Raw genomic sequence first — 23,363 nt, forward strand, 5'->3', positions numbered from 1 at the left:
AATAAAAAAAATACGCCGAAGCGTATTTTTAATATACAATTAACTAAAAGAAATCACCCTTTCTTTTAGTGCTACGTCTTTTTCCAGAGTTAGGACTGCTAGATTCACTTCTACCTCGGCTTCTACCTTTAGATTCCCGATCGCTATCTTTTCTTCCATAACCACCACGGTCATCATCTCTTCTGCCACTTCTTTTTCCTCTAAATCCACCTCCGCCACTGCTTCTGCGATTTCCACCTCCGCCTCCGCTACCGCCAGGGTTTTTAGAAACTTCTACATTTACAAATCGACCATCAACCTTAAACTCTGTAAACTTGTCAAGAATTTGCTGTGTTGACTCAGCTTCCGTATTAAAGAAAGAAAAACTTTCTTTTACATCAACTTTAAAAACATCTTCTTGGCCAAGACCCACTGTATCTCTGATAAAATCTTTTAGAGACATCCAATCATAACCGTCTTTTTCACCAACATTTATGAAATAACGAACCGCACCGCTAGTGGGGGTTTCTCCACCTCTTCTACCATCACTTCTTTCTCTATCTTTATCTTTAACGCTATCGGAAGAATTTAAATCTTTTGACTTGTTGTAATAGTTAGAGAATCTTGTAAATTCTACCGATACAATTTTTTTGATTAATTCTTCACGGTCAATTCCTTGAAGAACATCATTGATTGCAGGTAAATAATTCTCTACATCAGTATTGATTTTTGTGTCCTTGATTTTGTTTGCCAAGTGATATAATTGAATCTCACAGATTTCCATCCCCGTAGGAATTGGTTTAGCGATAAACTTCTGATTGATTTTGCTTTCAATAGCTTTAATCTTACGTTGTTCGCTACGTGTAATTATTACCATTGAGATACCTGACTTACCAGCTCTACCGGTTCTACCGCTACGGTGTGTATAGGTTTCAATTTCATCAGGTAATTGATAATTTATTACATGGGTTATGTCATCAACATCAATACCACGTGCAGCTACATCAGTTGCGACAAGCATTTGAATCTGCCTTTTTCGAAAAGAATTCATCACCAAATCACGTTGGTTTTGACTTAAATCGCCGTGTAAGGCCCCTGCGTTGTAACCATCTTCAATTAAATTTTCGGCAACTTTTTGGGTATCCCTTTTAGTTCTACAGAAAATAACAGAAAATATATCTGGGTTGGTATCTGCCAATCTTTTTAAAGCAGGATAACGATCTCTACCGCCAACAACATAATATTCATGTTGTACTGTTGATGCGCCAGAATTTTTTGCACCCACAGTAATTTCTTGTGGAGAGTGCATAAATTTCTTAGCTATTATCGATACCTCTTTGGGCATAGTTGCAGAGAACAACCATGTAGATTTATCACTTGGGGTGCCAGAAAGTATATCTTTAATATCTTCCATGAAGCCCATGTTCAGCATTTCATCTGCCTCATCAAGTACACAGTAATCTATCTTAGAAATGTCTACAAGACGTCTACTGATCATGTCTTTCATTCGACCAGGCGTAGCTACAATAATTTGAGCACCCTTTTTAATCTGCCTTGCTTGGTCTGTAATGCTAGCACCACCATATATGGCAACCACATTAATATTGCGTTCGTATTTTGAATACGCTTGCATTTCTTTGGTAATCTGTAAGCAAAGCTCACGGGTCGGTGATAGTATTAAACCTTGTGTGGTTCTACTATCACTATCAATTTTTTGAATTAATGGAAAACCGAATGCGGCAGTTTTACCAGTTCCGGTTTGCGCCAAGGCAACTAAATCGGTTTCACTTTCCAATAAAATTGGGATTGCTTTTTCCTGTACTTCTGAAGGAGTTTCAAAACCCAAATCAGCAACAGCATCTAATAAGGACTTCTGGAGTCCTAGTGCTTCAAACTTTGTCATAAATATGTTATACTAAATCGCAAATATGAATGTTGCATAGAGCGATTATCGTATATAACCTATTTAGACTCAGGGCAACACATGCTATACTAGCGGCGTTAATTAATTTGCAAAGGTACTGCTAATAATTGGACTGGTATAATAAAAAGGTAAGTAATATTATGGGGCCAATAAGTAGCCGTTTATAGATAGAATGGTTCCTGTAATACCAAAGATAATCATCAGTATAATCAGGCCTTTCTGTAACAAGTGGTTATCATATATAATAATGCAAACAGCACCTAGTACTATACAGATTTGAAAGAAAAGCAAAGCATAGTCGAACCTTTTGGTAGCGTAATCATAGGTTTGGGTCAATTGCTCCCATTCTTTGACACCTGTAATTATTCCCATTTTGCCTTCTATGTCTTGTACCCAGTTTTCTTTACCAACTTTAGTAGAACCTAGTAGAATCTCTGTTTTTTCTGCTCTATATTTAATTATCTTTTCCTCTACATCAGCAATTTTTTGCTTAATTACTTGAATGTTGTCTTCGGTAACAATACCGCTTTGAATTAGTGCGCTCAAATAATCAAGTTCGCTTTCTTTTAAGCTTTCTTTAATGCTTTTAGATTGGTACCAACTGGAGTAACTTACTACATTGTTGTGTGCAATCATCATTTCTTCCTCTAGCTCACCATTAACCATTTGTGATATAGCCATGAGTGCAGCAAATAATGCAATTAATACACCTCCAACAGCTTCAGCTCTTTCCGATGCGACAGAAACTTCAACGGTTTCTCTATTATTTTTATTCTGTAACATTAATATTATTTAAATATGCAATCAATTTCTGAACTGCTTGGCCACGATGGCTTATTCTATTTTTTACAGTTAATGGTAATTCAGCAAATGTTTCTTCATAACCATTTGGTTTGAATATAGGGTCATAACCAAAACCACGTTTACCTTTTTGGCTGATTGTGATAACCCCGCTTACTTTACCTTCAAATATATGTGTTTCTCCTTTTATATTTAAAGCAATAACGGTCTTGAAATGTGCTGATCTATCTTGTTTGTTTTCTAGGTTCTTCAATAATTTTGACATATTGGCCTGTGAATCGTTTTGGCTGCCAGCATAACGTGCAGAATATACGCCGGGTTCACCGTTAAGCGATTTTACTAGTAGGCCGGTATCATCAGCAAAACAGGGTAGGTTATAGTTTTTGGTGACAAAATCAGCTTTTATCTTTGCATTGCCTTTTAAAGTATTTGCTGTCTCAGGTATATCCTCTGTGTATCCTATAGCGTCTAAGCTTACCAATTCAATGCTAGCAGGCAGTAGTTGTTGAATTTCTTTTAATTTATTAGCATTGTGAGTTGCGAATACAAGCTTCATTTTCTTAATTTGGGAACTGGTTTATTGACTTTTGAATCTCAAAAGTAGTAATTTTATAAAATGGAATTAAAATTACCGCCAGCTTTGGTGTTTTTACTCTTCGGATTGGCTATGTATATTTTGGCCACATTTTTACCTTTTGGGTTTTTTGATTTTTTTGGTCGTTTATTCCTTTTTAAAACTTTATTGGTTTTTGCGTTCTTAGTTGGCATTGTATCTCTGTTTCAATTTTATAAAGCAAAGACTACTGCAGATCCAACCAAACCTAATAAAACTTCTAATTTGGTAGTAAATGGAATATTTAAATTTTCTCGCAATCCAATGTATTTGGCTATGCTTCTTGCTTTATTGGCATTGGGTGTGGTTTTAGGAAATGCCTTTAATGCCTTAATAGCCGCCGCATATGTGGGTTATATGAATCGTTTTCAGATAATACCCGAAGAGCGTGTTCTCTTAAATAAATTTGGTCGTACCTACAAGGAGTATTGTACGTTGACTAGACGCTGGTTTTAGAGTTTTTAATTAAATCTATATATTAACACTAAAGCCAATATTTTAAAATATTATGTAATTAGCTTATAATTCGATATATTAGTTTTTTAATTAATAATCATGATAGCAATAATTACCGGAGATATTATAAATTCTGAAGATCATCCAAGTTCTCAATGGATAGATTTATTGAAAGGATACTTTAATCAGTTTGGTGCTTCGCCAATGAATTGGGAAATTTATCGAGGTGATGAATTTCAATTAAAGGTCACAGAGAAAAATGCTTTATTTACAGCAATCCGTATTAAGGCTATGTTGAAAGCTGTAAAAGGATTGGACGTAAGAATGGCTATAGGTATAGGGTTAGAGACCTATATTGGTACAGGTATTACTGAATCTAATGGGCCAGCATACCAACGCTCAGGGCGAAATTTTGAATCTTTAAAAGAAAGTAAAGTAAATATTAGTATTGCTACAGGGGTAGAGCAGAAAGACCGAACTCTAAATTTGATGTTGAAATTGGCATTAGATTTTATGGATGATTGGAGTGTGGTATCTGCAGAGATTGTAACGTTGGTATTGGATTATCCTGAATATTCGCAAAAAGAAATTGCTCAAGAATTAGGAATTAAACAGTCTGCTGTGAGTCAACGATTAAAAAGAGCTAGATTGGACCTTGTTTTAGATGTATTGTCATATTATGAAGAAGTAATTACAGATAAGTAAAATGTTGATATACATAAAATTAATTTTAGGCCATTTAATAGGTGATTTTATTATGCAACCAACAAAATGGGTAATTCATAAAGAATCGAATAAGATAACTTCAAAATATTTATACTTACATATTCTGCTTCATTTTGCACTGTATATGCTTTTTTTATGGGATTTGTCCTTATGGAAAATGGCAATAGCAATTACCATTGGTCATTTCTTTGTCGACCTATTAAAACTGTATACCAATTCATTTTTCAAAAATAAAAGCATTCCATTTTTTATTGACCAAGGCCTACATATTACACTTATCTATTGCTGTGTTTTTTATTCTAATTTACATGTACATACACTAACACTCTTTCAAAATTTAGATTGGGCATTGGTCACTGCAATTGTTTTTGTAACGTATCCATCGGCAATTATTATGGGAAAAATACTCGAGGGTATGTCTAATCAGATAGAAACAGATCATAAATCATTACCAAATGCAGGTAAATATATTGGTATAATAGAAAGGTTGTTCGTGCTCATCTTTATAGTAATTGGTAGATGGGAAGTAATTGGTCTATTGATAGCTGCAAAATCGGTTTTTAGGTTTAATGACTTGAAAGAACGAAATAATAGAAAGCTTACTGAATATATTCTAATAGGTACGTTAGTCAGTTTCGGTTTAGCAATTTTGGCCGGACTGTTATATATATCTTAATGAATTCATCTATGAAAAAAAAAGCATATTTTATTCATCATTTTTCTATTATGCTTTACTAATGCTTCTTTTTCACAACATAAAAATTTTAAGACTTTCGATGGTGTAAATATTGTTTATACGGATGAGGGAGAAGGTGAACCGGTCTTATTGATTCACGGTTTCATAAATTCAAGAAAATCATGGGATAACGCACGATTGAAAGAAGATTTACTTGATAAGGGATATAGGGTGATTGTGCCAGATTTACGGGGTAACGGGGATTCAGATAAACCCCAAGATGAAGAAGCATATGAAAATGATGCAGAAGTTAAAGATTTAAAATTATTAATGAACCATTTAAATGTTCAAAGTTATAACGCTGTAGGGTATTCTAGAGGTAGTATTGTTTTGGCAAAACTACTGACTACTGATAAGCGAATAGAAAAATCGGTTTTAGGGGGTATGGGAATAGATTTTACGAATCCGAATTGGGAAAGGAGAATTATGTTCGCCAAAGCCTTTAATGGCGAAGTTAATGAAATAACCAAAGGTGCCGTAGACTATGCAACTTCTATTGAGGCCGATTTACGTTCGCTGCATTTACAGCAAAAATATCAACCTGTAACATCAAAAAAGGAATTAAGAAAAATTAAGATAGACGTTATAGTAATTTGTGGAGATGAAGATTCTGATAATGGAAATGCCAAAGAGTTGAGTAATGCGTTTTTGAATGGAAAATTGGTAAGAGTGTCAGGAGATCATAATGGTACATATAAAACAGCAGATTTTTCAGACACGGTACTTCGATTTTTACACTAATTCCCGAAGCATTTGATTAATTTACATCATAACCAATCATTTTTGTTTTATTTACGAGATAACATTTATCAGGATAAATTAAATTTTTACTTTTGCCTCTTATTTTAATCGCAAGAATACTAAATAAAACAAAAGGTAGAAATGGTCGAAGTGAGTAGGAAATACGTTTTTGATTTTGATAGTACGTTAACAAGGGTGGAAGCTCTAGATGTACTTGCGGAAATGACCTTAGAAGGAAGGTCTGACAAAGATGATGTAATAAAAGAGATTCAAAAGATTACGAATCTTGGAATAGATGGTGATATTTCATTTACCGAGTCATTAGAGCGTCGTATAAAACTTTTGAATGCAAAAAAAGAAGACTTAGACGGCCTGGTAAAAGAACTTCGAAACAAAATTTCTAAATCAATAGAATCGAATAAAGATTTCTTTCAAAAATATGCAGATGATATATATGTAATATCCTGCGGATTTAAAGAGTTTATTGATCCAATAGTTAAAGAATACAATATACCTTCTGAACGTGTGTATGCAAATACATTTAAATTCGACGAAGAAGGAAGTATCATCGGTTTCGATGAAAAAAATGTACTATCTCAGCACAATGGAAAAATTGATTGTCTTAGGCAAATGGATTTGGACGGAGAAGTTCAAGTAATAGGAGATGGTTACAGCGATTATGTAATGCGCGAAGCAGGTATAGCCCATAAGTTTTTTGCTTATACTGAAAATGTGCATAGAGAAAAGGCCGCTAATAAAGCGGATTATGTTACACCAAGTTTAGATGAATTTTTATTTGTGAACAAGTTGCCAAGAAATATCTCGTACCCAAAGAATAGGATTAAGGTCCTACTATTAGAAAACGTGCACACAGCTGCATTTGAAAATCTTTCTGAAGATGGATTTTCCGTTGAATTAATAAAGAATAGCTTATCTGAAGATGAGCTAATTGAAAAAATAAAAGGCGTACACGTTTTAGGTATACGTTCAAAAACGCAAGTAACACAAAAAGTTTTAGATGCTGCCGACAAACTTTTGGTAGTAGGTGCTTTCTGCATTGGAACTACCCAGATCGATTTGGAGAATGCAAAGAAAAAAGGTGTCGTAGTATTTAACGCTCCTTACAGTAATACAAGATCTGTTGTGGAATTGGCGATAGGTGAAATTATTATGCTAATGCGCAGTGTATTTGACCGTAGTCGTGAGATTCATGAGGGACAATGGCAAAAAACAGCTGCTGGATCTCGAGAGGTACGTGGTAAAAATTTAGGAATAGTTGGTTATGGCAACATAGGTAAGCAATTATCTGTATTGGCTGAAGCTATGGGTATGCGTGTTTACTATTATGATGTTGATGATAAATTGGCATTAGGTAATGCCGTAAAATGTGGTACACTAGAAGATTTATTGAGCGTTTCAGATGTTGTTACCTTACATATCGATGACAATAAGGCTAATAAAAACTTTATCGGTGAGCGCGAAATAAAGCAAATGAAAAAGGGTGCAATGCTAATTAACCTTTCAAGAGGTTTTGTGGTAGATATTGATGCACTGGCCGAAGGTTTAAAAAGTGGACATATTGGTGGCGCAGCAGTAGATGTTTATCCAGATGAGCCTGCTAGTAATGGAGAGTTTCATACCAAATTACAAGGGTTCGCTAATGTGATTTTGACTCCGCACGTAGGTGGTAGTACAGAAGAAGCACAACGCGATATTGCAGATTTTGTGCCGAATAAGATAATGGATTATATAAACTCTGGTAATACGGTCGATGCCGTTAATTTCCCAAACATTCGTTTGCCTAAGCAAAACAAATCGCACCGTTTTCTTCACATTCATAAAAACGTACCAGGCATTATGGCTAAAATCAATAAGGTTTTGGCAGAATATGAACTGAATATTTCTAGTCAATATCTTTCTACAGATAATGAAGTAGGTTATGTGATAACAGACTTAGATAAAGAGTATAATAAAGAAGTTTTAAAAGCACTGAAAAAGGTAGAGAATACAATTAAGTTTAGAGTTTTGTATTAGAGGAAAGGATTTCTTTTCAATATTTATATTATTCTGTTAAATAAGAGTTGTCTAATGAATTTATAATTAGACAACTCTATTTAGTTAATTTACCCTGTTAAATACTTTAATTACAACTTTTGTCTAAAAACTGCAATGTATTATTGTATTTTCACTTTTTGTAGGAAATCTCTTTAATGAAGTTTAAAATGTTTTTTAATTGGTTAAAACAGAATATTCTTTTTAATAAATATTATTTGCTAGTTTTTACTGTAATTGTATTAACTATTACGATACAGTCTATAATTCAGTTTTCCTTAGCGCAACAAAGACACGATGCATTAAGAATTAATGTTGCAGGTAGACAACGAATGTTATCTCAAATGATAGTTAAAAATATATACCAATGCAGATATTCTATTTGTGATTATGACAATATTAGATTGGAAATCAATGAGTTATCTTTCATAAATGAAGCATTGCAAAAAGGTAGCGCTACCATGGATTTAGAGCCTTTGACCAATGTAGATATTCAAAATAATTTTGATAAATTACAGCCTCATTTAAATTATATTCTAAAAACTTTAAGGAGTTAGAAAAGGTTTCTATAGAAGAATTATCGGCCGAGGTGGATCAATTTTTATTGATAATGGATAAAATTGTGACTCAGTTTCAAAAAGCATCCGAGAAAGAAATCAAAGCCTTAATGAATATCGAATTAGAACTTGCGGTATTTTCTTTACTAATACTTATTATTGAAATATTCTTTTTCATAAATCCTTCCACAAAGAAAATTGCTGTTCAGAATAAAAAGCTAAAAGAGATTTCATGGCATCAAACCCGCGCTTTTAAATCGCATATGACTAATATAAAAAACTTTCATCGAGTCATAGAAATAGAGAAAAATGTTGAATATAAAGAAGAGATGATAGCATTTTTAATGGAAGAGCTTAAAGATTTAGAAGATGTTTCAAACAACATGGTTAAATCTTTAGAAAAGGAACAGTAGAATTAAAAGGAACCTATTTTAATTGGTATATCTAATTATGATGATAGGGTTCATTCTTTAGTATGGTAAATGCTCTATAAAGTTGTTCGGTTATAAATAAACGTACCATTTGGTGGGAAAATGTCATTTTTGAAAGACTTATTTTCCCCAATGCTTTAGCATAAACATCATTGCTGAAACCATAAGGCCCCCCAATTAAGAAGACCACTTGTTTTATTCCAGAATTCATTTTCTTCTGTAGGTATTGCGAAAATTCAATTGAAGTCAAATGTTTTCCTTTTTCATCAAAAAGAATTAAAACATCGGTGGGAGCCAATTTTTTGAGAATTAATTGGCCTTCTTTTTCTTTTTGTTGTTCTTCGGATAAGTTTTTAGTTTTCTTTAAATCAGGTATTAGTTCAATTTCAAAATTGATATAATGTTGTAATCTTTTTTGATAAACTTCAATGAGTTCTTGCAGTTGAGAACTGTCTGTTTTGCCAATGGCTAAAAGTTTTATAGTCATAATTCAAAAGTAAATTAATTTCACAAATGTCTTTGTAATTTAGCAAACAATAGATTTTAAAAAATTATGATATCAGAAGAGCAATTTAAGGAAGAGATTACCTTGATCATAGCAAATGCAATTCGTGAAGATGTAGGCGATGGTGACCACAGTTCCTTAGCTTGTATACCAGAAACAGCTGTAGGTAAAGCGAAACTATTGGTAAAAGATAAAGGAATAATTGCTGGGGTCGATTTTGCAGAATTAGTATTTTATTTTGTTGATCCTAATTTAAAAATAGATGTTCGAATAAAAGATGGTTCACCTGTAAACCATGGAGATATTGTTTTTTATGTGGAAGGTAGCTCTCAAAGTATTTTGAAAGCTGAACGTTTGGTACTGAATGCCATGCAACGAATGAGTGCTATTGCTACAAAAACCAATATGTTCGTTGAGTTATTAGAAGGTACCGGAACCAAAATTTTAGATACACGAAAAACAACACCAGGTATACGAGCCCTTGAAAAATGGGCGGTGAAAATCGGTGGAGGTGAAAATCATAGGTTTGCACTTTATGATATGATAATGCTAAAGGATAATCATATAGATTTTGCTGGTGGTATTACAAAGGCAATTAATAAGACCAAGAACTATTTAAAGGAAACGGGAAGAGACTTAAAAATAATTGTTGAGGCTAGAAGTTTAGATGAAATAAAGGAAATATTGGAATCTGCTGGTGTGTATCGAATATTAATAGATAACTTTAATTATGAGGATACACGAAAAGCTGTAAAATTAATAGGCGATACTTGTTTGACAGAATCTTCTGGTGGAATTAATGAGAAAACTATTCGAGAATATGCGGAATGCGGAGTTGATTATATTTCTTCAGGTGCATTGACCCATTCGGTCTACAATATGGATTTAAGTTTAAAAGCGGTTTAGATGTCTTTAGAGGTAGAGGAAAAACTAGATAAGATTCCTATAATAAATTTGGGTGTCAGGCTTTTGAAAAAAGTCAGATTACCTGGTTTTGAAGGGCTTTCGGTATATGACCTATTAGAGATGTATGCGTTTGGTATTTTAAGAGGAACATTGTCTACACGAGCCAGTGCTATAGCATTTAGTTTATTCATGGCCTTATTTCCGTTATTAATATTCATGGTTACGTTGGTACCTTTTTTAGTATCATATATAAGTATTGAGCATGGTGATTTTGATGTTCAGTTTCAATTGTTCTTAGAATCTTTTTTACCTAGTGCAACTGGTGAATATTTTGGTGAAGTATTTCAGCAAATAAAAGACCAAAAAAGTGGGGGATTACTTTCATCGGCCTTTATACTTTCCATTTTTTTAATAGCAAATGGCGTACATTCTATTTTTGGGGGGTTTGAGACGTCATATCATATTGAATTGACTCGTAATTTTTTTAAGCAATATTTATACGCCTTAATGGTAGGTCTTATTTTGGCAATATTGATAATTTTAGGTTTTGTAGCTTTTATATATTTTGAGTTTTATGTTCTAGGTTATCTTTCGGAGTTTGCAGCCAGACAGGGCGGATATGTGTTGGAAGAAGAAGAATTGGTAGGAGTTCAGATTGCCAAAGTTCTTTTTTTCATAATTCTTTCTTACTTTACGACCGCAATTTTGTATTATTCAGGAACAAGGGAAGGAAAGCAAGCCAGTTTCTTTTCTATAGGGGCATTGATGACCACTATTTTATTTTTGCTTACATCTTATCTTTTTGGAATCTATATTGAAAAATTTGCTCGGTATAATGAATTATATGGGGCTCTTGGAGGATTATTGATATTAATGGTTTACATCTGGTTAAATTCTAATATATTGCTACTTGGGTTCGAGTTAAACGCATCCTTGAATACCTTAAGGAAAATCACTAAAAAAGAATGATAAATCAAACTGTTCAATTAAGTATTCTATTTTTCCTTCTAATAGCTATGAATGTTTCAGCACAATCTGTTTTTGGAAAATGGAAAACCATTGATGATAGAACTGGTTTGCCTAAAGGCGTAATTGAGATTTATAAGAAAGATGGATTAATGTATGGTAAGGTGATTAAAATTCTAGAAGAAGGAATGGAAGGTGTAACCTGTGTAAAATGTGATGGAGAATTAAAGGATAAGCCTGTTGAGGGCATGGAGATAATTACTGCAGGTGAAAAATATGAAGATGGTGAATGGAAAGGGAAAAGATTGTTTGACCCACAACAAGCGATGACGTTTAGATTCAAAATATGGTTGAATCCAGATAATCACAATGAATTAAAAGTAAGAGGATATTTAGCATTCATCTTCAGAACCCAGACTTGGTTGCGGGTGGAAGGATAGTTATGAAAAATTTTATTAATGTAATATTACCAATTCCTCTAGAGCGAAGCTTTACTTACACCATAACAGAAGAGGAATCAACACTCTTACAGCCTGGTATGCGTGTTGCCGTACCTTTTGGTAAATCAAAAATATATACCGGTATTGTTCATAGTGTTCATCAAAAACCTCCTGAGGCCTATGAAGCAAAAGAAATACATCAGCTGTTAGATGATTATCCGATTATAAATCCAATACAACTCAAACACTGGGAATGGATAGCTTCTTATTATATGTGTACATTAGGTGAAGTAGTGCGTAGTGCATTACCAAGTGCTTTTTTACTAGAGAGTGAAACATTGGTTTTACGTAATATGGAATGCGAGGTTGATGAAAATGAGCTTTTAGATGATGAGTTTTTAGTGTATGAAGCGCTACAGCATCAGTCAATACTTAAAGTTCAAGAGGTATCTGCAATTATAGAACGTAAAAATGTTCTACCTATTCTTCAAAGATTATTGGAGAAAAAAATCATAATACTCAAAGAAGAGGTTTATGAACAGTATAAGCCAAAATTAGTGGGATATGTAAAGTTAGGAGTAGAATACGGTACAGATGATAAATTAGAAATACTTTTAAATTCATTGACAAGGGCTCCTAAGCAAAGTCAGGTGGTGCTTTCACTTTTTCAACTTCAGGGTAGAAATAAAAATCCTATAAAAATTTCAGATTTAGAGAAGGCGAGTAATGCATCTAAAGTCGTAATAAAGTCATTGGTGGATAAAGGAGTTTTAGAAGAGTATTTCCTTAAAACTGACCGCGTCAATTATGACGGGAATTCTGATGACTCTGAAACTAGAGATTTAAATGAATATCAGGCGTCTGCTTTGATGGATATAAAAGCTGCTTTTAAAGAAAAGAAAGTAACACTTTTAAAAGGAGTTACTTCGTCTGGAAAGACCGAAGTGTATGTAAAGTTGATTGAAGAATGTTTGGAAAAGGATTTACAAGCACTCTATTTACTTCCTGAAATTGCATTGACCACGCAATTAATAAGTCGGTTGCAAGAATATTTTGGCGATAAAATAGCAGTTTATCATTCTAAATATAATGTTCAAGAACGTGTAGAGGTTTGGCAAAATGTATTGCAAGCTAAACCAAAGGCACAGTTGGTTATTGGAGCACGATCAGCAATGTACTTACCCTTTGGTAAATTAGGTTTAGTAATCGTAGATGAGGAACACGAAAGCTCGTTCAAGCAATTTGACCCAGCACCTAGATATCATGCAAGAGATACTGTTATTGTTTTGGGTAATTTACATAAGGCTAATGTATTATTAGGCACAGCAACACCAAGTGTTGAGACGTATTATAATGCTAAAACCGGTAAATACGGTTATACGGAAATTAATAGGCGTTATGGTAATGTATTGATGCCAGAGATGGAGTTGGTGGATATTAAAGAGGCTACGCGCAAAAAAAGGATGAAAGGGCATTTTTCTGAAAGACTTTTATTGGAAATGCAAGAAACGCTTAAAGAAGGTAATCAAATAATACTGTTTCAGAATAGAAGAGGGTTTGCACCTTTATTAGAGTGTCTAACCTGTGGGCATACACCTCAATGTCCTAATTGTGATGTAAGTCTTACCTACCATCAATTTCGAAATCAATTACGTTGTCATTATTGTGGTCATCATACTGCGTTGCCTGAAAGTTGTTTTGCCTGTGGTAGCCAAGATTTAGATACAAAAGGATTTGGAACCGAACAAATTGAAAAAGAAGTTTTAGGGTTGTTTCCAGAAGCAAAAGTAGGCCGAATGGATTTGGACACTACTCGAGGTAAACATGGATATGAAAAGATAATTTCAGCTTTTGAACAACAAGAACTGGATATCTTGGTTGGAACTCAAATGCTTACGAAAGGTCTAGACTTTAGAAATGTAAATTTAGTAGGTGTAATGAACGCAGATTCTTTATTGAATTTTCCCGACTATCGCGCACATGAAAGAACCTATCAATTATTGACCCAAGTTTCGGGTAGGGCAGGGCGAACCCAAAAGAGAGGTAGGGTAATAATTCAGACCTATAATCCATATCATCAAATTTTAAAACAGGTTACTACAAGTGATTATGAAGGTATGTATACAGAACAGCTTTATGAACGGGAGCAATTTAAGTATCCTCCTATAAACAGAATTATTAAAGTTACTTTCAAGCATAAAAATTATAATGTTCTAAATGAATCGGCAGATTGGTTTGCAGGTGCATTACGTTCTAATTTCGGTGGTACCGTATTAGGACCGGAATATCCACCGGTAGCTCGAATTAGAAATCAATATTTGAAGCATATTGTGGTTAAAGTTCAAAAAGTTCAATCTTTGGCTCAAACTAAAGCCAATATTAGGCGTATAGAGAAATCATTTAAAGCGGTTGCCATGTATAGAAGTGTTAGGGTGATTTATAATGTAGACCATATATAATAAAAAAGACCGCTAATTAGCGGTCTTTTTTGAAAGTAAAATTATATCATATATTATACGTTACTAAGCGCTTCTGCGAGTTCTGTCTTTTTATTTCTACTTAATGGTATCGATCTACCACTTACTTCAACATTTTTACTGTTGAATTTCTCAACCTTCTCAAGGTTAATAATGTAAGATTTGTGTATTCTTAAAAACTTATCTTCTGGCAATTGCTTTTCAAAAGATTTCATTGTTGATAAGATTACGATATTAGCTTCATCGGTTACTAATTTTATATAGTCTCCAAGTGCTTCAATCCACTTAATGTCATTCAAAATAACCTTTCTTTTCTTAAGGTTACTCTTTACGAAAATATGCTCCTCATCTTCATTTACTCGGTGTAATTGTTCGTAATTGGCAACAGCTCTTTTAACAGAAGCATCAAAACGCGCCATGGTAATCGGTTTATGTAAATAATCCGTTACATCATAGTCAAATGCTTTTAGTGCATAATCTGGTTTCCCAGTAATCAAAATTACCTGGGGACTGTTTTCTAGTGACTCGAGTAGGTCGAATCCTGTGATAATTGGCATTTCAACATCAAGAAATATAAGATCAATCTCATGGTTCTTGATTCCATTTTTAGCTTCGATAGCATTACTGTATTCTGCTACCATTGTTAAATTAGGATGATTGTTTACCAACTTTGCAACGGCCATCCTTTGCATGGATGAATCGTCAACGATGATACTTCTTAACTTCATAAGGGCTGATTTGTGGGGTTAAATCATCGACAAATGACCGAAAAAATATGCTGAACTGCAACAAAAGATGTGAACATTGCATTGTTGATCGTGTATTTGGTAATGATGATATGATTAAGATTTGGTTTGTTTTTTAATGTTGTTACCATTCAATAACGAAGAATTTTCTTATTTCTTATAATTATTTTAAAATAATATCTATTTTTGCACTCCTTAAAACAAATATAATATGAACCATTACGAAACTGTTTTCATTTTGAATCCCGTTCTATCAGATGTACAGATAGAGGAAACAGTTAAGAAATTCGAGGATTTCTTAATTAACAATGGCGCCAAAATGGTAGCTAAAGAGAATTGGGGGCTAAAGAAATTAGCCTACCCAATCCAAAACAAGAAAAGTGGATTTTACCACTTGTTTGAATTCACTAACACTGGTGAGGTAGTTACACCTTACGAACAGGAGTTTAGAAGAGATGAACGTGTAATGCGTTTCTTGACCGTTAAATTGGACAAGCACGCTATCTCATGGGCAGAAAGAAGAAGAACAAGAAACAAAAAAACCGCTAAAGCTTAAGTATTATGGCAACATTACAACAACAGGCAAAAGGAAAAAAAGATGGAGAGATCAGGTATCTAACTCCATTAAACATTGAGACCAACACTAAAAAGAAGTATTGTCGTTTTAAAAAGTCCGGTATTAAATACGTGGATTATAAGGATGCGGATTTTTTATTGAAGTTGGTAAACGAGCAAGGTAAATTATTACCAAGACGACTTACAGGAACTTCATTGAAGTATCAAAGAAAGGTAGCCCAAGCGGTAAAAAGAGCTCGTCATTTGGCATTAATGCCATATGTTGCTGATTTATTAAAATAATAAGAAAAGAATCATGGAGCTTATATTAAAAGAAGACGTACAAAATTTAGGTTTTAAAGACGATGTGGTTAATGTTAAGAACGGATATGGAAGAAATTTCCTAATTCCTCAAGGCTTAGCTGCAATGGCTACTATATCTGCTAAAAAAGTTTTAGCTGAAAACTTAAAGCAAAGAGCACATAAAGAGAAGAAAGTTGTTGATGCCGCTAGGAAAACTGAGGAGGCATTAAAAGCTTTAGAATTAAAAATCACTGCTAAGACAGGCGCTGGAGATAAATTATTCGGTTCGGTTACTAACAGTGATTTGGCAGAGGCTTTGGCTAAAGATGGTCATGCTATCGATAAAAAATTCATCAGTATTTTAGGTGGTGCAGTTAAGAGAACTGGCCCTTACAATGCTCAAATCAGGTTACACCGTGAGGTTATAGTTGATTTTGGATTTGAAGTTGTTGCAGAGCAGAAATAATTCATTTCTCATGTTATTAAGATTAAAAGAGCTATGCATGCATAGCTCTTTTTTTATTGCTACTTTTGTCAAATATTACATAACTAATTCGAAACCAGTTCTTATGAAAAACAAATTGTTTTTTCAATTGCTGTGTCTACTTTTTGTAGGTACAGTTTATGGTCAAGTGACAACATCTAATATTAGAGGTTACGTCGAAGATGACCAAAATCAACCACTTTTTGGGGCAAATATAGTGGCCATTCACACCCCTACGGGAACCAAATATGGGTCAATAACCAATGAAGACGGTAGGTTTAATCTTTTAAACTTACGTGTTGGTGGTCCTTATAAGATTGAAATATCTTATGTAGGTTTTAAAGCACATGAATTGAATGATGTGTATTTATCGCTAGGTCAAACGTTTAATATAGATGCTAAACTTGTTGGAGAAAGTCAGGCATTAGATGAAGTTGTCGTAGTATCTGACAGATCAGGTACATTTAGTAGCGGCCGCACAGGTGCGGAAACAAACATAGGAAGAAGAGAATTAACAAGACTCCCAACTATTTCTCGTTCAGCGCAAGATTTCACAAGATTAGAACCTACAGCAAGTGGTAATTCTTTTGGTGGAAGAAATGATCAATTTAATAACTTTTCTTTAGATGGGGCAATTTTTAATAATCCATTCGGACTAGATGCTGCTACCCCAGGCGGGCAAACAGATTCTCAACCAATTTCATTGGATGCCATTGAGCAGATTCAAGTTTCTACCGCTCCTTATGATGTTACGCAATCTGGCTTTACAGGAGCTTCTGTGAATGCTGTTACCAAAAGTGGTAGTAATGAATTTCATGGCACGGTATATGGTTTTTTCAGAAATGAAGATATGACCGGTGGTAAAATAAAGGGAGATGAAATTGTTAAGCCCAAACTAGAGCAAAATCAATATGGTGTAAGTATTGGAGGTCCAATCGTGAAAAATAAATTATTCTTTTTTGCCAATTTTGAAAAGGACGATAGAACAGACTTAGGAACTAATGGTTGGGTGCCTAATACAGGTTCTGGCTTGATAAATGAATCTAGGGTATTAGAAAGTGATTTAATTCTTGTTAGAAATCAATTATTGGCAGCAGGTTATGATCCTGGGGCTTATGAAGGTTTTACACATGCATCAGGATCAACAAAAGGTCTTTTTAAATTAGATTGGAACATCAATGATAATAATCGTTTGGCTGTTATTTATAATTTCTTAAATGCATCTAAAGAAAAACCAGCTCACCCAACAGCAATTCAATTTAGAGGGCCGAATGCAAATACCTTGCAATTTCAAAATTCTGGATATGAAATAAACAATGAACTTAAATCGATACAAGTCGAATTGAATTCTACATTATCGGAAACAGCTTCTAATAAATTACAAGTTGGGTATACACATTTTAATGACTTTAGAAATCCGTTTTCGACACCAGCACCTTCTATTAATATAACAAAAGGTGGATCTAATTATATTATTGCTGGTCATGAACCTTTCTCAGCTAATAACAGATTAGATCAAAAAGTTTTACAAATAACTAACAATCTTAATTTTTATAAAGGTGATCATACTTATACTGTTGGTTTCTCTCTCGAAAAATTTATGTTCGATAATTCCTTTAACTTAACAAGTTATGGTTTTGATTTATTTGGGGGTGTAGATATCGCTGATTTTGATGCTAGTACCTATGATTTTGCTTCACCACGTTCTACTTTTAATTCTAATAATAGTGTGCCAGATGGTGAAGGTTGGGCTTTGGCAGAAACCAATGTCGGTCAATTCGCATTTTACGTACAAGATGAATGGAATGTCAATGAAAAATTTAAGTTAACCTACGGTGTTCGATTTGATAAACCGCTATTTTTTGATTCTGCTGAAAAGGCACAAAATGTTATAGACAGAGGTTTCGTAATTGCAGATCAACCTTATCAAAACCCTAATACAGGTGAAACCGTATTTATTGATAATACTCAAATGCCTACTAATGATTGGCTAATTTCACCAAGAGTAGGTTTCAATTATGATGTAAATGGAGATAAGTCATTACAGGTAAGAGGTGGTTCTGGATTATTTACAGGGCGTTTTCCTTTCGTATGGTTAGGAAATCAAATTGCAGCTCCAGATGTATTTTTCTTACAGGCAGTTGATCCTGAATATAAATTTCCACAAGTTTGGAGAACTAATTTAGGTGCAGATAAACGATTAGAAAATGGAATAGTCTTAACGGGCGATTTATCCTATACAAAAGATATAAATGGCCCACATGTTCAAAATTGGGCTTTAACTTCACCATCAGGTAATTTAGTTGGTGTGGATAATAGAGCTACATATACTGCTGAAAATTTACTAAATAGTTTTGGTTTGGGTGCAGGACCATATGTATTTACAAATTCTAACAAAGGTAGAATTTGGAATGCTTCATTCAAAGGTCAAAAAACTTTTAACAATGGTTTGTACGCCATGTTAGCTTATAGTTATTTAGATGCGAAAGATGTAAATTCAATTGAAGCTGAAATTACTTCAGATGCTTTTGTTGGTAATCCAGTTATCAATGATGCTAATGCCGATATATTGGCACCTTCAAAATATGGTGATAAGCATAGGTTTATTGGTGTCGCCAGTAAAAATTGGATTTATGGTAATGAAAAATGGGCCACTACAATTTCAACATTTTTTGAATATGCCCAAGGTGGTAGATTCAACTATACTTATGGTGGTGATATAAATGGTGATGGATCCGGTATAAATGATCTTATTTATGTGCCTACATCCGGTGAAATTGGGCAAATGCAATTTGCTGGTGCTGGTCAAGGAGCTGCCTTCGATAATTACATTTCTCAAGATGATTATTTAAGTGGCCGTAGAGGGCAATATGCAGAGCGTTATGGTGCTTTGGCTCCATGGAGAGGACGTTGGGATATTAAATTCTTGCAAGATTATAATTTTAAGGTTTCCACAAATAAGAACCATACAGTTCAATTCAGTATTGATGTCTTGAATATTGGAAACATGATAAATTCTGATTGGGGATTAACACAACAACCAAATAATGTTCAGCCAGTTGGCGTAAGTGTAGATGCTAATACAAGTATTCCAACGTATACGTTTAATCCAGAATTGACTGAGACATTTGGTTATGATGCAAGTCTGCTATCTAGATGGCAAGCACAATTCGGTTTACGTTATATTTTTTAATAGTATAAAATTAACTTGTAAAAGCCCTAGCAAATATGCTGGGGCTTTTTATTTTTGCAAAATGAAATACACGAGGCTAACAAAAGAACAATTAGAGGAACTACATCAAGAGTTTATTAATTTTTTGGCTACACAATCTATTACAGGTGATGAATGGGAGTCTATAAAAAAAGATAAGCCAAAAGTAGCGGAAGAAGAATTAGATGTTTTTAGTGACTTGGTTTGGGAAGGGGTTTTGAGCAAGGTTTCTTACTTAGAGAATATTTCAAGCAATCAAATGCATTTGTTTTTTCTTACGGAAAAAGAAATGAAGCTAATATCGGTTAAAGTGATGAACCCGGATTTGGACTTAAAAACACAGGTTGGGTTCGAGTGGTTCAAGAAGAATTGGCAATCAGATTTTGTAGAATACTTGACAGCTTCAAAAGCCTATACCGATGATAAAAATGTCGACAAGTTCTTGTTACTTCAACAAGGCGCAGTTATTACTAAAGGAGAATTATACCAATGGTTCGAAAAGGTAATTGAAACCTCGTAGAGCATTTGACTGATCATATTATTAATTCCTAATTGTAGTCTTACCTTTTGAAGGCTATATTTGCATTACAATAAAAAATTAATGGCACAGAAACCTTCTATTCCTAAAGGAACACGCGATTTCACTCCATCTGAAATTGCAAAGCGTAACTATATTTTCGATACCATCAAGAAGAATTTTCAAACTTTTGGTTTTCAACCTATTGAAACTCCATCTTTTGAGAATTCAGAAACGTTGTTGGGTAAATATGGTGAAGAAGGTGACCGGTTAATTTTTAAGATATTGAATTCTGGAGATTTTATCGGTAAGGTAGATGATGTTACCTATAGTTCTAAAAATTCAGCAAGTATAGCTCCAAAAATTACAGAGAAAGCGTTACGTTATGATTTAACTGTGCCTTTCGCCCGTTATGTGGTAATGCATCAGAATGAATTGGATTTCCCGTTTAAAAGATATCAGATTCAACCCGTATGGCGTGCAGATAGACCTCAAAAGGGTCGTTTTAGGGAATTCTTTCAGTGCGATGCAGATGTAGTAGGTTCAGATTCATTATTGCAAGAAGTAGAATTGATTCAATTATATGATGCGGTATTTTCTGATTTAAAATTAGAAGGTGTAACTATTAAAATGAATAATAGGAAAATTTTAGCTGGTATAGCTGAAGTTATTGGCGCAAAACAATTATTGATAGATTTCACGGTTGCCTTAGATAAGTTAGATAAAATAGGGGAGGATGGCGTTAAAAAAGAAATGTTGGCTAAAGGCATTTCTAAAGAAGCTATTTTAAAAGCAGCGCCTTTATTTGAACCTCAAGGGAGTAATGTGGATCAGTTAAATCGTTTAGATAATTTATTAAAAGATTCTGTAGAAGGGCAAAAAGGCTTGGAAGAGCTCCGTTTTATTATGGAGACTATTTCTACATTGGGTTTGCAATCTGCTAAATTGGCTATAGATGTTACCTTGGCTCGAGGGCTTAACTATTACACAGGAGCAATTTTTGAAGTTTCTGCTCCAGAAGGCGTATCTATGGGGTCTATTGGTGGTGGTGGTCGTTACGATGACCTTACGGGTATCTTCGGATTAAATGACGTAAGTGGGGTGGGAATTTCTTTTGGGTTGGATAGAATATATCTTGTGCTAGAAGAGTTAAATTTATTCCCTAAGTCAGTTGATAAGTCTTTAGATGTGCTTTGCCTTAACTTTGGCGTTAAAGAAGCTTTAGCGTCTTTAAAACTGGTAACTGAACTTCGTAAAAGAGGTGTGATTTCAGATTTATATCCTTCGGATGTAAAAATCCAGAAACAATTTAAATATGCCAATAACAGAAAGGTGCCTTATGTAATATTATTAGGAGCAGAAGAACTGGAAAATAATAGTTTTGTGGTGAAATATATGGAGAGTGGTGATCAAATAACTTATACACTTTCTGAAGTAGAAAAGTTTGTTGCAACTTTAGAATAGTAGATTAATCTCTTTTAATATTTCAGTAAAGTATTCTTTAGAGTGTGGCACGTATTGTTTAGCTAATTCGTTATCATTCAATTCGTTTGTAAATTGAACGGTGGATATTAGTTTTAGGTCATCAACTTCGCTTTCTTGTTTAGTAAGTTGTTTTATTGGAATTTTTAATTCCGACAAAAATGTATGATGAAACTCACAATCGATGAGTTGTTCGGAATGTTTTTGAATAGATTTAAATACACCTATCTTCTTAAGCTCTTTACCTGAAAGCGCTAAACCTATTTCTTCTTGCACTTCTCTAACAGCTGAATCTATAATTGATTCTCCGGCACCTATGTGGCCAGCTACCGAAACATCCCATAAACCCGGATGAGTATCTTTAGCGGCACCCCGTTTTTGCAACAATAATTCACCATCTTTTGTGTAGAACCAAATATGAACTGTTGCATGAAAGAGTCCCTCCTTATGAGCCTTAGATTTCATAACGCTTTTTCCTAACGGTTTACCATCGGCTTTTAAAATATCTATAAGTTCATCCATAAAGTAAAAAAAAAAATCCCTCCTAAAAAATAGGAGGGATTGTTATAATTTAATCGAAATAACTAAAGGTTTCGCCTTCTTTAATTGTTAAGAGTGTCTCATAAATTAATCGAATAACATTCTCAACATCTTTTTTGTGAACCATTTCTACGGTAGTATGCATATAACGTAAGGGCAATGATATTAATGCTGCGGCAACACCACCATTACTATAAGCGAATGCATCGGTATCTGTACCTGTAGCTCTTGAAGCAGCCATACGTTGAAAAGGTATTTTCTTCGCTTCAGCTGTTTCTAATATACGTTCGCGTAATTTGTTTTGCACAGCAGGAGCGTATGAAATTACAGGTCCGGCACCAATTTCTGTATGTCCTTGAATCTTTTTCTCAATCATAGGAGTGGTAGTGTCGTGACAAACATCTGTTATGATTGCAACATTTGGTTTAATGGTTTGGGTAATCATTTCTGCACCACGTAGACCTATTTCTTCTTGAACGGAATTCGTAATGTAAAGTCCGAACGGTAATTTTATTTTATTTTCATGTAATAAACGAGCAACCTCTGCAATCATAAATCCACCGGCGCGATTGTCTATAGCTCTACAAACGAATTTATCTTTATTTAAAACATGAAACGTGTCTGGGTAGGTGATAACACAGCCAACATGAACTCCCATCTTTTCGACTTCAGCTTTGTCCTTAGCACCAATATCAATACTAATATTATCTAGTTTAGGGGCTAATTCTTCCTTTTCTCCTTTACGGGTGTGAATTGCTGGCCAACCAAATACTCCTTTTACAATTCCTTTTTTCGTGTGGATATTTACCCACTTTGAAGGTGCTATTTGATGATCACTGCCGCCATTACGTATAACATAGATTAGACCATTGTCGGTAATGTAATTTACATACCATGAAATTTCATCAGAATGTCCTTCGATAACAACTTTATATTTTGCGTCAGGATTTATAACACCAACTGCAGTGCCATAAGTATCTGTGATAAAAGTATCTACATATGGTTTTAGGTAGTCCATCCACAATTTTTGCCCTTCCAATTCATAACCGGTCGGTGCAGCATTGTTCAAGTATTTTTCAAAAAAGTCTAGCGACTTTTTAGTAATAATTTTTTTATCAGCCATCAATGTAATTTTAAGATACAAACTTAACAATATTAGCGTTGTATTAATAATAACCTTTTATAATTATCATTAATTTTGACAAGACTTTTGCT

General features: G+C 34.0%; 24 protein-coding genes. 17 read left to right on the forward strand and 7 right to left on the reverse strand.

Going from position 1 to position 23,363, the window contains the following annotated elements:
* Positions 1–43: 43 nt before the first annotated feature.
* The 3 genes from AACZ49_RS08605 to AACZ49_RS08615 all read right to left on the reverse strand — a co-directional run bounded on the left by AACZ49_RS08605 (position 44) and on the right by AACZ49_RS08615 (position 3,260).
* Positions 44–1,882 carry a DEAD/DEAH box helicase gene (locus AACZ49_RS08605; protein ID WP_339653516.1) on the reverse strand — a complete coding sequence of 613 codons (1,839 nt, stop codon included), beginning with the start codon at positions 1,880–1,882 and terminating at the stop codon, positions 44–46.
* A gap of 159 nt (positions 1,883–2,041) precedes the next feature.
* Positions 2,042–2,686 carry a DUF4337 domain-containing protein gene (locus AACZ49_RS08610; protein ID WP_339653519.1) on the reverse strand — a complete coding sequence of 215 codons (645 nt, stop codon included), beginning with the start codon at positions 2,684–2,686 and terminating at the stop codon, positions 2,042–2,044.
* Positions 2,673–3,260 (reverse strand): non-canonical purine NTP diphosphatase, encoded by a 588-nt coding sequence (locus tag AACZ49_RS08615; protein ID WP_339653522.1) that lies wholly within the window; start codon positions 3,258–3,260, stop codon positions 2,673–2,675. Before AACZ49_RS08615 ends, AACZ49_RS08610 begins: the two co-directional genes overlap by 14 nt.
* Before the next feature lie 60 nt (positions 3,261–3,320).
* On the opposite strand from AACZ49_RS08615, the gene AACZ49_RS08620 reads away from it, so the two are divergent.
* The 7 genes from AACZ49_RS08620 (at position 3,321) to AACZ49_RS08650 (ending at position 8,998) form a co-directional block, all read left to right on the forward strand.
* Positions 3,321–3,773, forward strand: a complete 453-nt coding sequence (locus tag AACZ49_RS08620) for an isoprenylcysteine carboxylmethyltransferase family protein (protein ID WP_339653525.1) — start codon at positions 3,321–3,323, stop codon at positions 3,771–3,773.
* A 99-nt stretch (positions 3,774–3,872) separates the two neighbouring features.
* On the forward strand, positions 3,873–4,478 hold the full coding sequence (locus AACZ49_RS08625) for a SatD family protein (protein WP_339653528.1): 606 nt from the start codon (positions 3,873–3,875) through the stop codon (positions 4,476–4,478).
* Between the two features lies 1 nt (position 4,479).
* Positions 4,480–5,175, forward strand: coding sequence for a DUF3307 domain-containing protein (locus AACZ49_RS08630; RefSeq protein WP_339653531.1), 696 nt, complete (start codon positions 4,480–4,482; stop codon positions 5,173–5,175).
* Between the two features lie 150 nt (positions 5,176–5,325).
* On the forward strand, positions 5,326–5,976 hold the full coding sequence (locus AACZ49_RS08635) for an alpha/beta fold hydrolase (RefSeq protein WP_339653534.1): 651 nt from the start codon (positions 5,326–5,328) through the stop codon (positions 5,974–5,976).
* Positions 5,977–6,117: 141 nt separating this feature from the next.
* The gene (gene serA / locus AACZ49_RS08640) at positions 6,118–8,010 is read left to right on the forward strand and encodes a phosphoglycerate dehydrogenase (RefSeq protein WP_339653536.1); all 1,893 of its coding nucleotides are present in this window, start codon (positions 6,118–6,120) and stop codon (positions 8,008–8,010) included.
* Between the two features lie 188 nt (positions 8,011–8,198).
* Entirely contained in the window at positions 8,199–8,585 is a 387-nt protein-coding gene (locus AACZ49_RS08645; protein ID WP_339653538.1) for a type IV pili methyl-accepting chemotaxis transducer N-terminal domain-containing protein, read from the forward strand.
* Positions 8,586–8,638: 53 nt separating this feature from the next.
* Positions 8,639–8,998: a hypothetical protein gene (locus AACZ49_RS08650; RefSeq protein ID WP_339653540.1), complete on the forward strand. Its 360-nt coding sequence runs from the start codon at positions 8,639–8,641 to the stop codon at positions 8,996–8,998.
* 31 nt (positions 8,999–9,029) lie between these two features.
* Here the strand turns inward: AACZ49_RS08650 and rlmH are convergent, their stop codons facing one another.
* Positions 9,030–9,503 carry a 23S rRNA (pseudouridine(1915)-N(3))-methyltransferase RlmH gene (gene rlmH / locus AACZ49_RS08655; RefSeq protein ID WP_339653543.1) on the reverse strand — a complete coding sequence of 158 codons (474 nt, stop codon included), beginning with the start codon at positions 9,501–9,503 and terminating at the stop codon, positions 9,030–9,032.
* A 66-nt stretch (positions 9,504–9,569) separates the two neighbouring features.
* Here rlmH and nadC point away from each other — a divergent pair, with 66 nt between their 5' ends.
* The 4 genes from nadC to priA are packed head-to-tail and all read left to right on the forward strand — an operon-like array spanning position 9,570 to position 14,292.
* On the forward strand, positions 9,570–10,427 hold the full coding sequence (nadC, locus tag AACZ49_RS08660; protein ID WP_339653545.1) for a carboxylating nicotinate-nucleotide diphosphorylase: 858 nt from the start codon (positions 9,570–9,572) through the stop codon (positions 10,425–10,427).
* Positions 10,428–11,396: a YihY/virulence factor BrkB family protein gene (locus AACZ49_RS08665; protein WP_339653547.1), complete on the forward strand. Its 969-nt coding sequence runs from the start codon at positions 10,428–10,430 to the stop codon at positions 11,394–11,396.
* A complete protein-coding gene (locus AACZ49_RS08670; RefSeq protein ID WP_339653550.1) occupies positions 11,393–11,833 on the forward strand; it encodes a DUF2147 domain-containing protein in 441 nt (146 codons plus the stop codon). Before AACZ49_RS08665 ends, AACZ49_RS08670 begins: the two co-directional genes overlap by 4 nt.
* Before the next feature lie 2 nt (positions 11,834–11,835).
* Positions 11,836–14,292 carry a primosomal protein N' gene (priA, locus tag AACZ49_RS08675; protein ID WP_339653552.1) on the forward strand — a complete coding sequence of 819 codons (2,457 nt, stop codon included), beginning with the start codon at positions 11,836–11,838 and terminating at the stop codon, positions 14,290–14,292.
* A gap of 53 nt (positions 14,293–14,345) precedes the next feature.
* On the opposite strand, the gene AACZ49_RS08680 is transcribed toward priA, so the two are convergent.
* Entirely contained in the window at positions 14,346–15,038 is a 693-nt protein-coding gene (locus tag AACZ49_RS08680; protein ID WP_027067302.1) for a LytTR family DNA-binding domain-containing protein, read from the reverse strand.
* Positions 15,039–15,267: 229 nt separating this feature from the next.
* Here AACZ49_RS08680 and rpsF point away from each other — a divergent pair, with 229 nt between their 5' ends.
* The 6 genes from rpsF to hisS all read left to right on the forward strand — a co-directional run bounded on the left by rpsF (position 15,268) and on the right by hisS (position 21,590).
* The gene (gene rpsF / locus AACZ49_RS08685; RefSeq protein ID WP_079513901.1) at positions 15,268–15,612 is read left to right on the forward strand and encodes a 30S ribosomal protein S6; all 345 of its coding nucleotides are present in this window, start codon (positions 15,268–15,270) and stop codon (positions 15,610–15,612) included.
* 5 nt (positions 15,613–15,617) lie between these two features.
* The gene (gene rpsR / locus AACZ49_RS08690; RefSeq protein ID WP_027067300.1) at positions 15,618–15,914 is read left to right on the forward strand and encodes a 30S ribosomal protein S18; all 297 of its coding nucleotides are present in this window, start codon (positions 15,618–15,620) and stop codon (positions 15,912–15,914) included.
* 13 nt (positions 15,915–15,927) lie between these two features.
* Complete coding sequence (gene rplI / locus AACZ49_RS08695) at positions 15,928–16,380, forward strand: 50S ribosomal protein L9 (RefSeq protein WP_339653556.1); 453 nt, start codon at positions 15,928–15,930, stop codon at positions 16,378–16,380.
* 103 nt (positions 16,381–16,483) lie between these two features.
* Entirely contained in the window at positions 16,484–19,591 is a 3,108-nt protein-coding gene (locus AACZ49_RS08700) for a carboxypeptidase regulatory-like domain-containing protein (RefSeq protein WP_339653559.1), read from the forward strand.
* A 61-nt stretch (positions 19,592–19,652) separates the two neighbouring features.
* On the forward strand, positions 19,653–20,129 hold the full coding sequence (locus AACZ49_RS08705) for a DUF6495 family protein (RefSeq protein WP_339653562.1): 477 nt from the start codon (positions 19,653–19,655) through the stop codon (positions 20,127–20,129).
* A gap of 81 nt (positions 20,130–20,210) precedes the next feature.
* The gene (gene hisS, locus AACZ49_RS08710; protein ID WP_339653565.1) at positions 20,211–21,590 is read left to right on the forward strand and encodes a histidine--tRNA ligase; all 1,380 of its coding nucleotides are present in this window, start codon (positions 20,211–20,213) and stop codon (positions 21,588–21,590) included.
* On the opposite strand, the gene AACZ49_RS08715 is transcribed toward hisS, so the two are convergent.
* Positions 21,582–22,130 (reverse strand): NUDIX domain-containing protein, encoded by a 549-nt coding sequence (locus tag AACZ49_RS08715; RefSeq protein ID WP_339653568.1) that lies wholly within the window; start codon positions 22,128–22,130, stop codon positions 21,582–21,584. The genes hisS and AACZ49_RS08715 overlap by 9 nt on opposite strands.
* 49 nt (positions 22,131–22,179) lie before the next feature.
* Entirely contained in the window at positions 22,180–23,271 is a 1,092-nt protein-coding gene (locus AACZ49_RS08720) for a M42 family metallopeptidase (RefSeq protein ID WP_339653571.1), read from the reverse strand.
* Positions 23,272–23,363: the final 92 nt, after the last annotated feature.

It is taken from the genome of uncultured Maribacter sp. (assembly GCF_963975365.1).
Lineage (GTDB): Bacteria > Bacteroidota > Bacteroidia > Flavobacteriales > Flavobacteriaceae > Maribacter.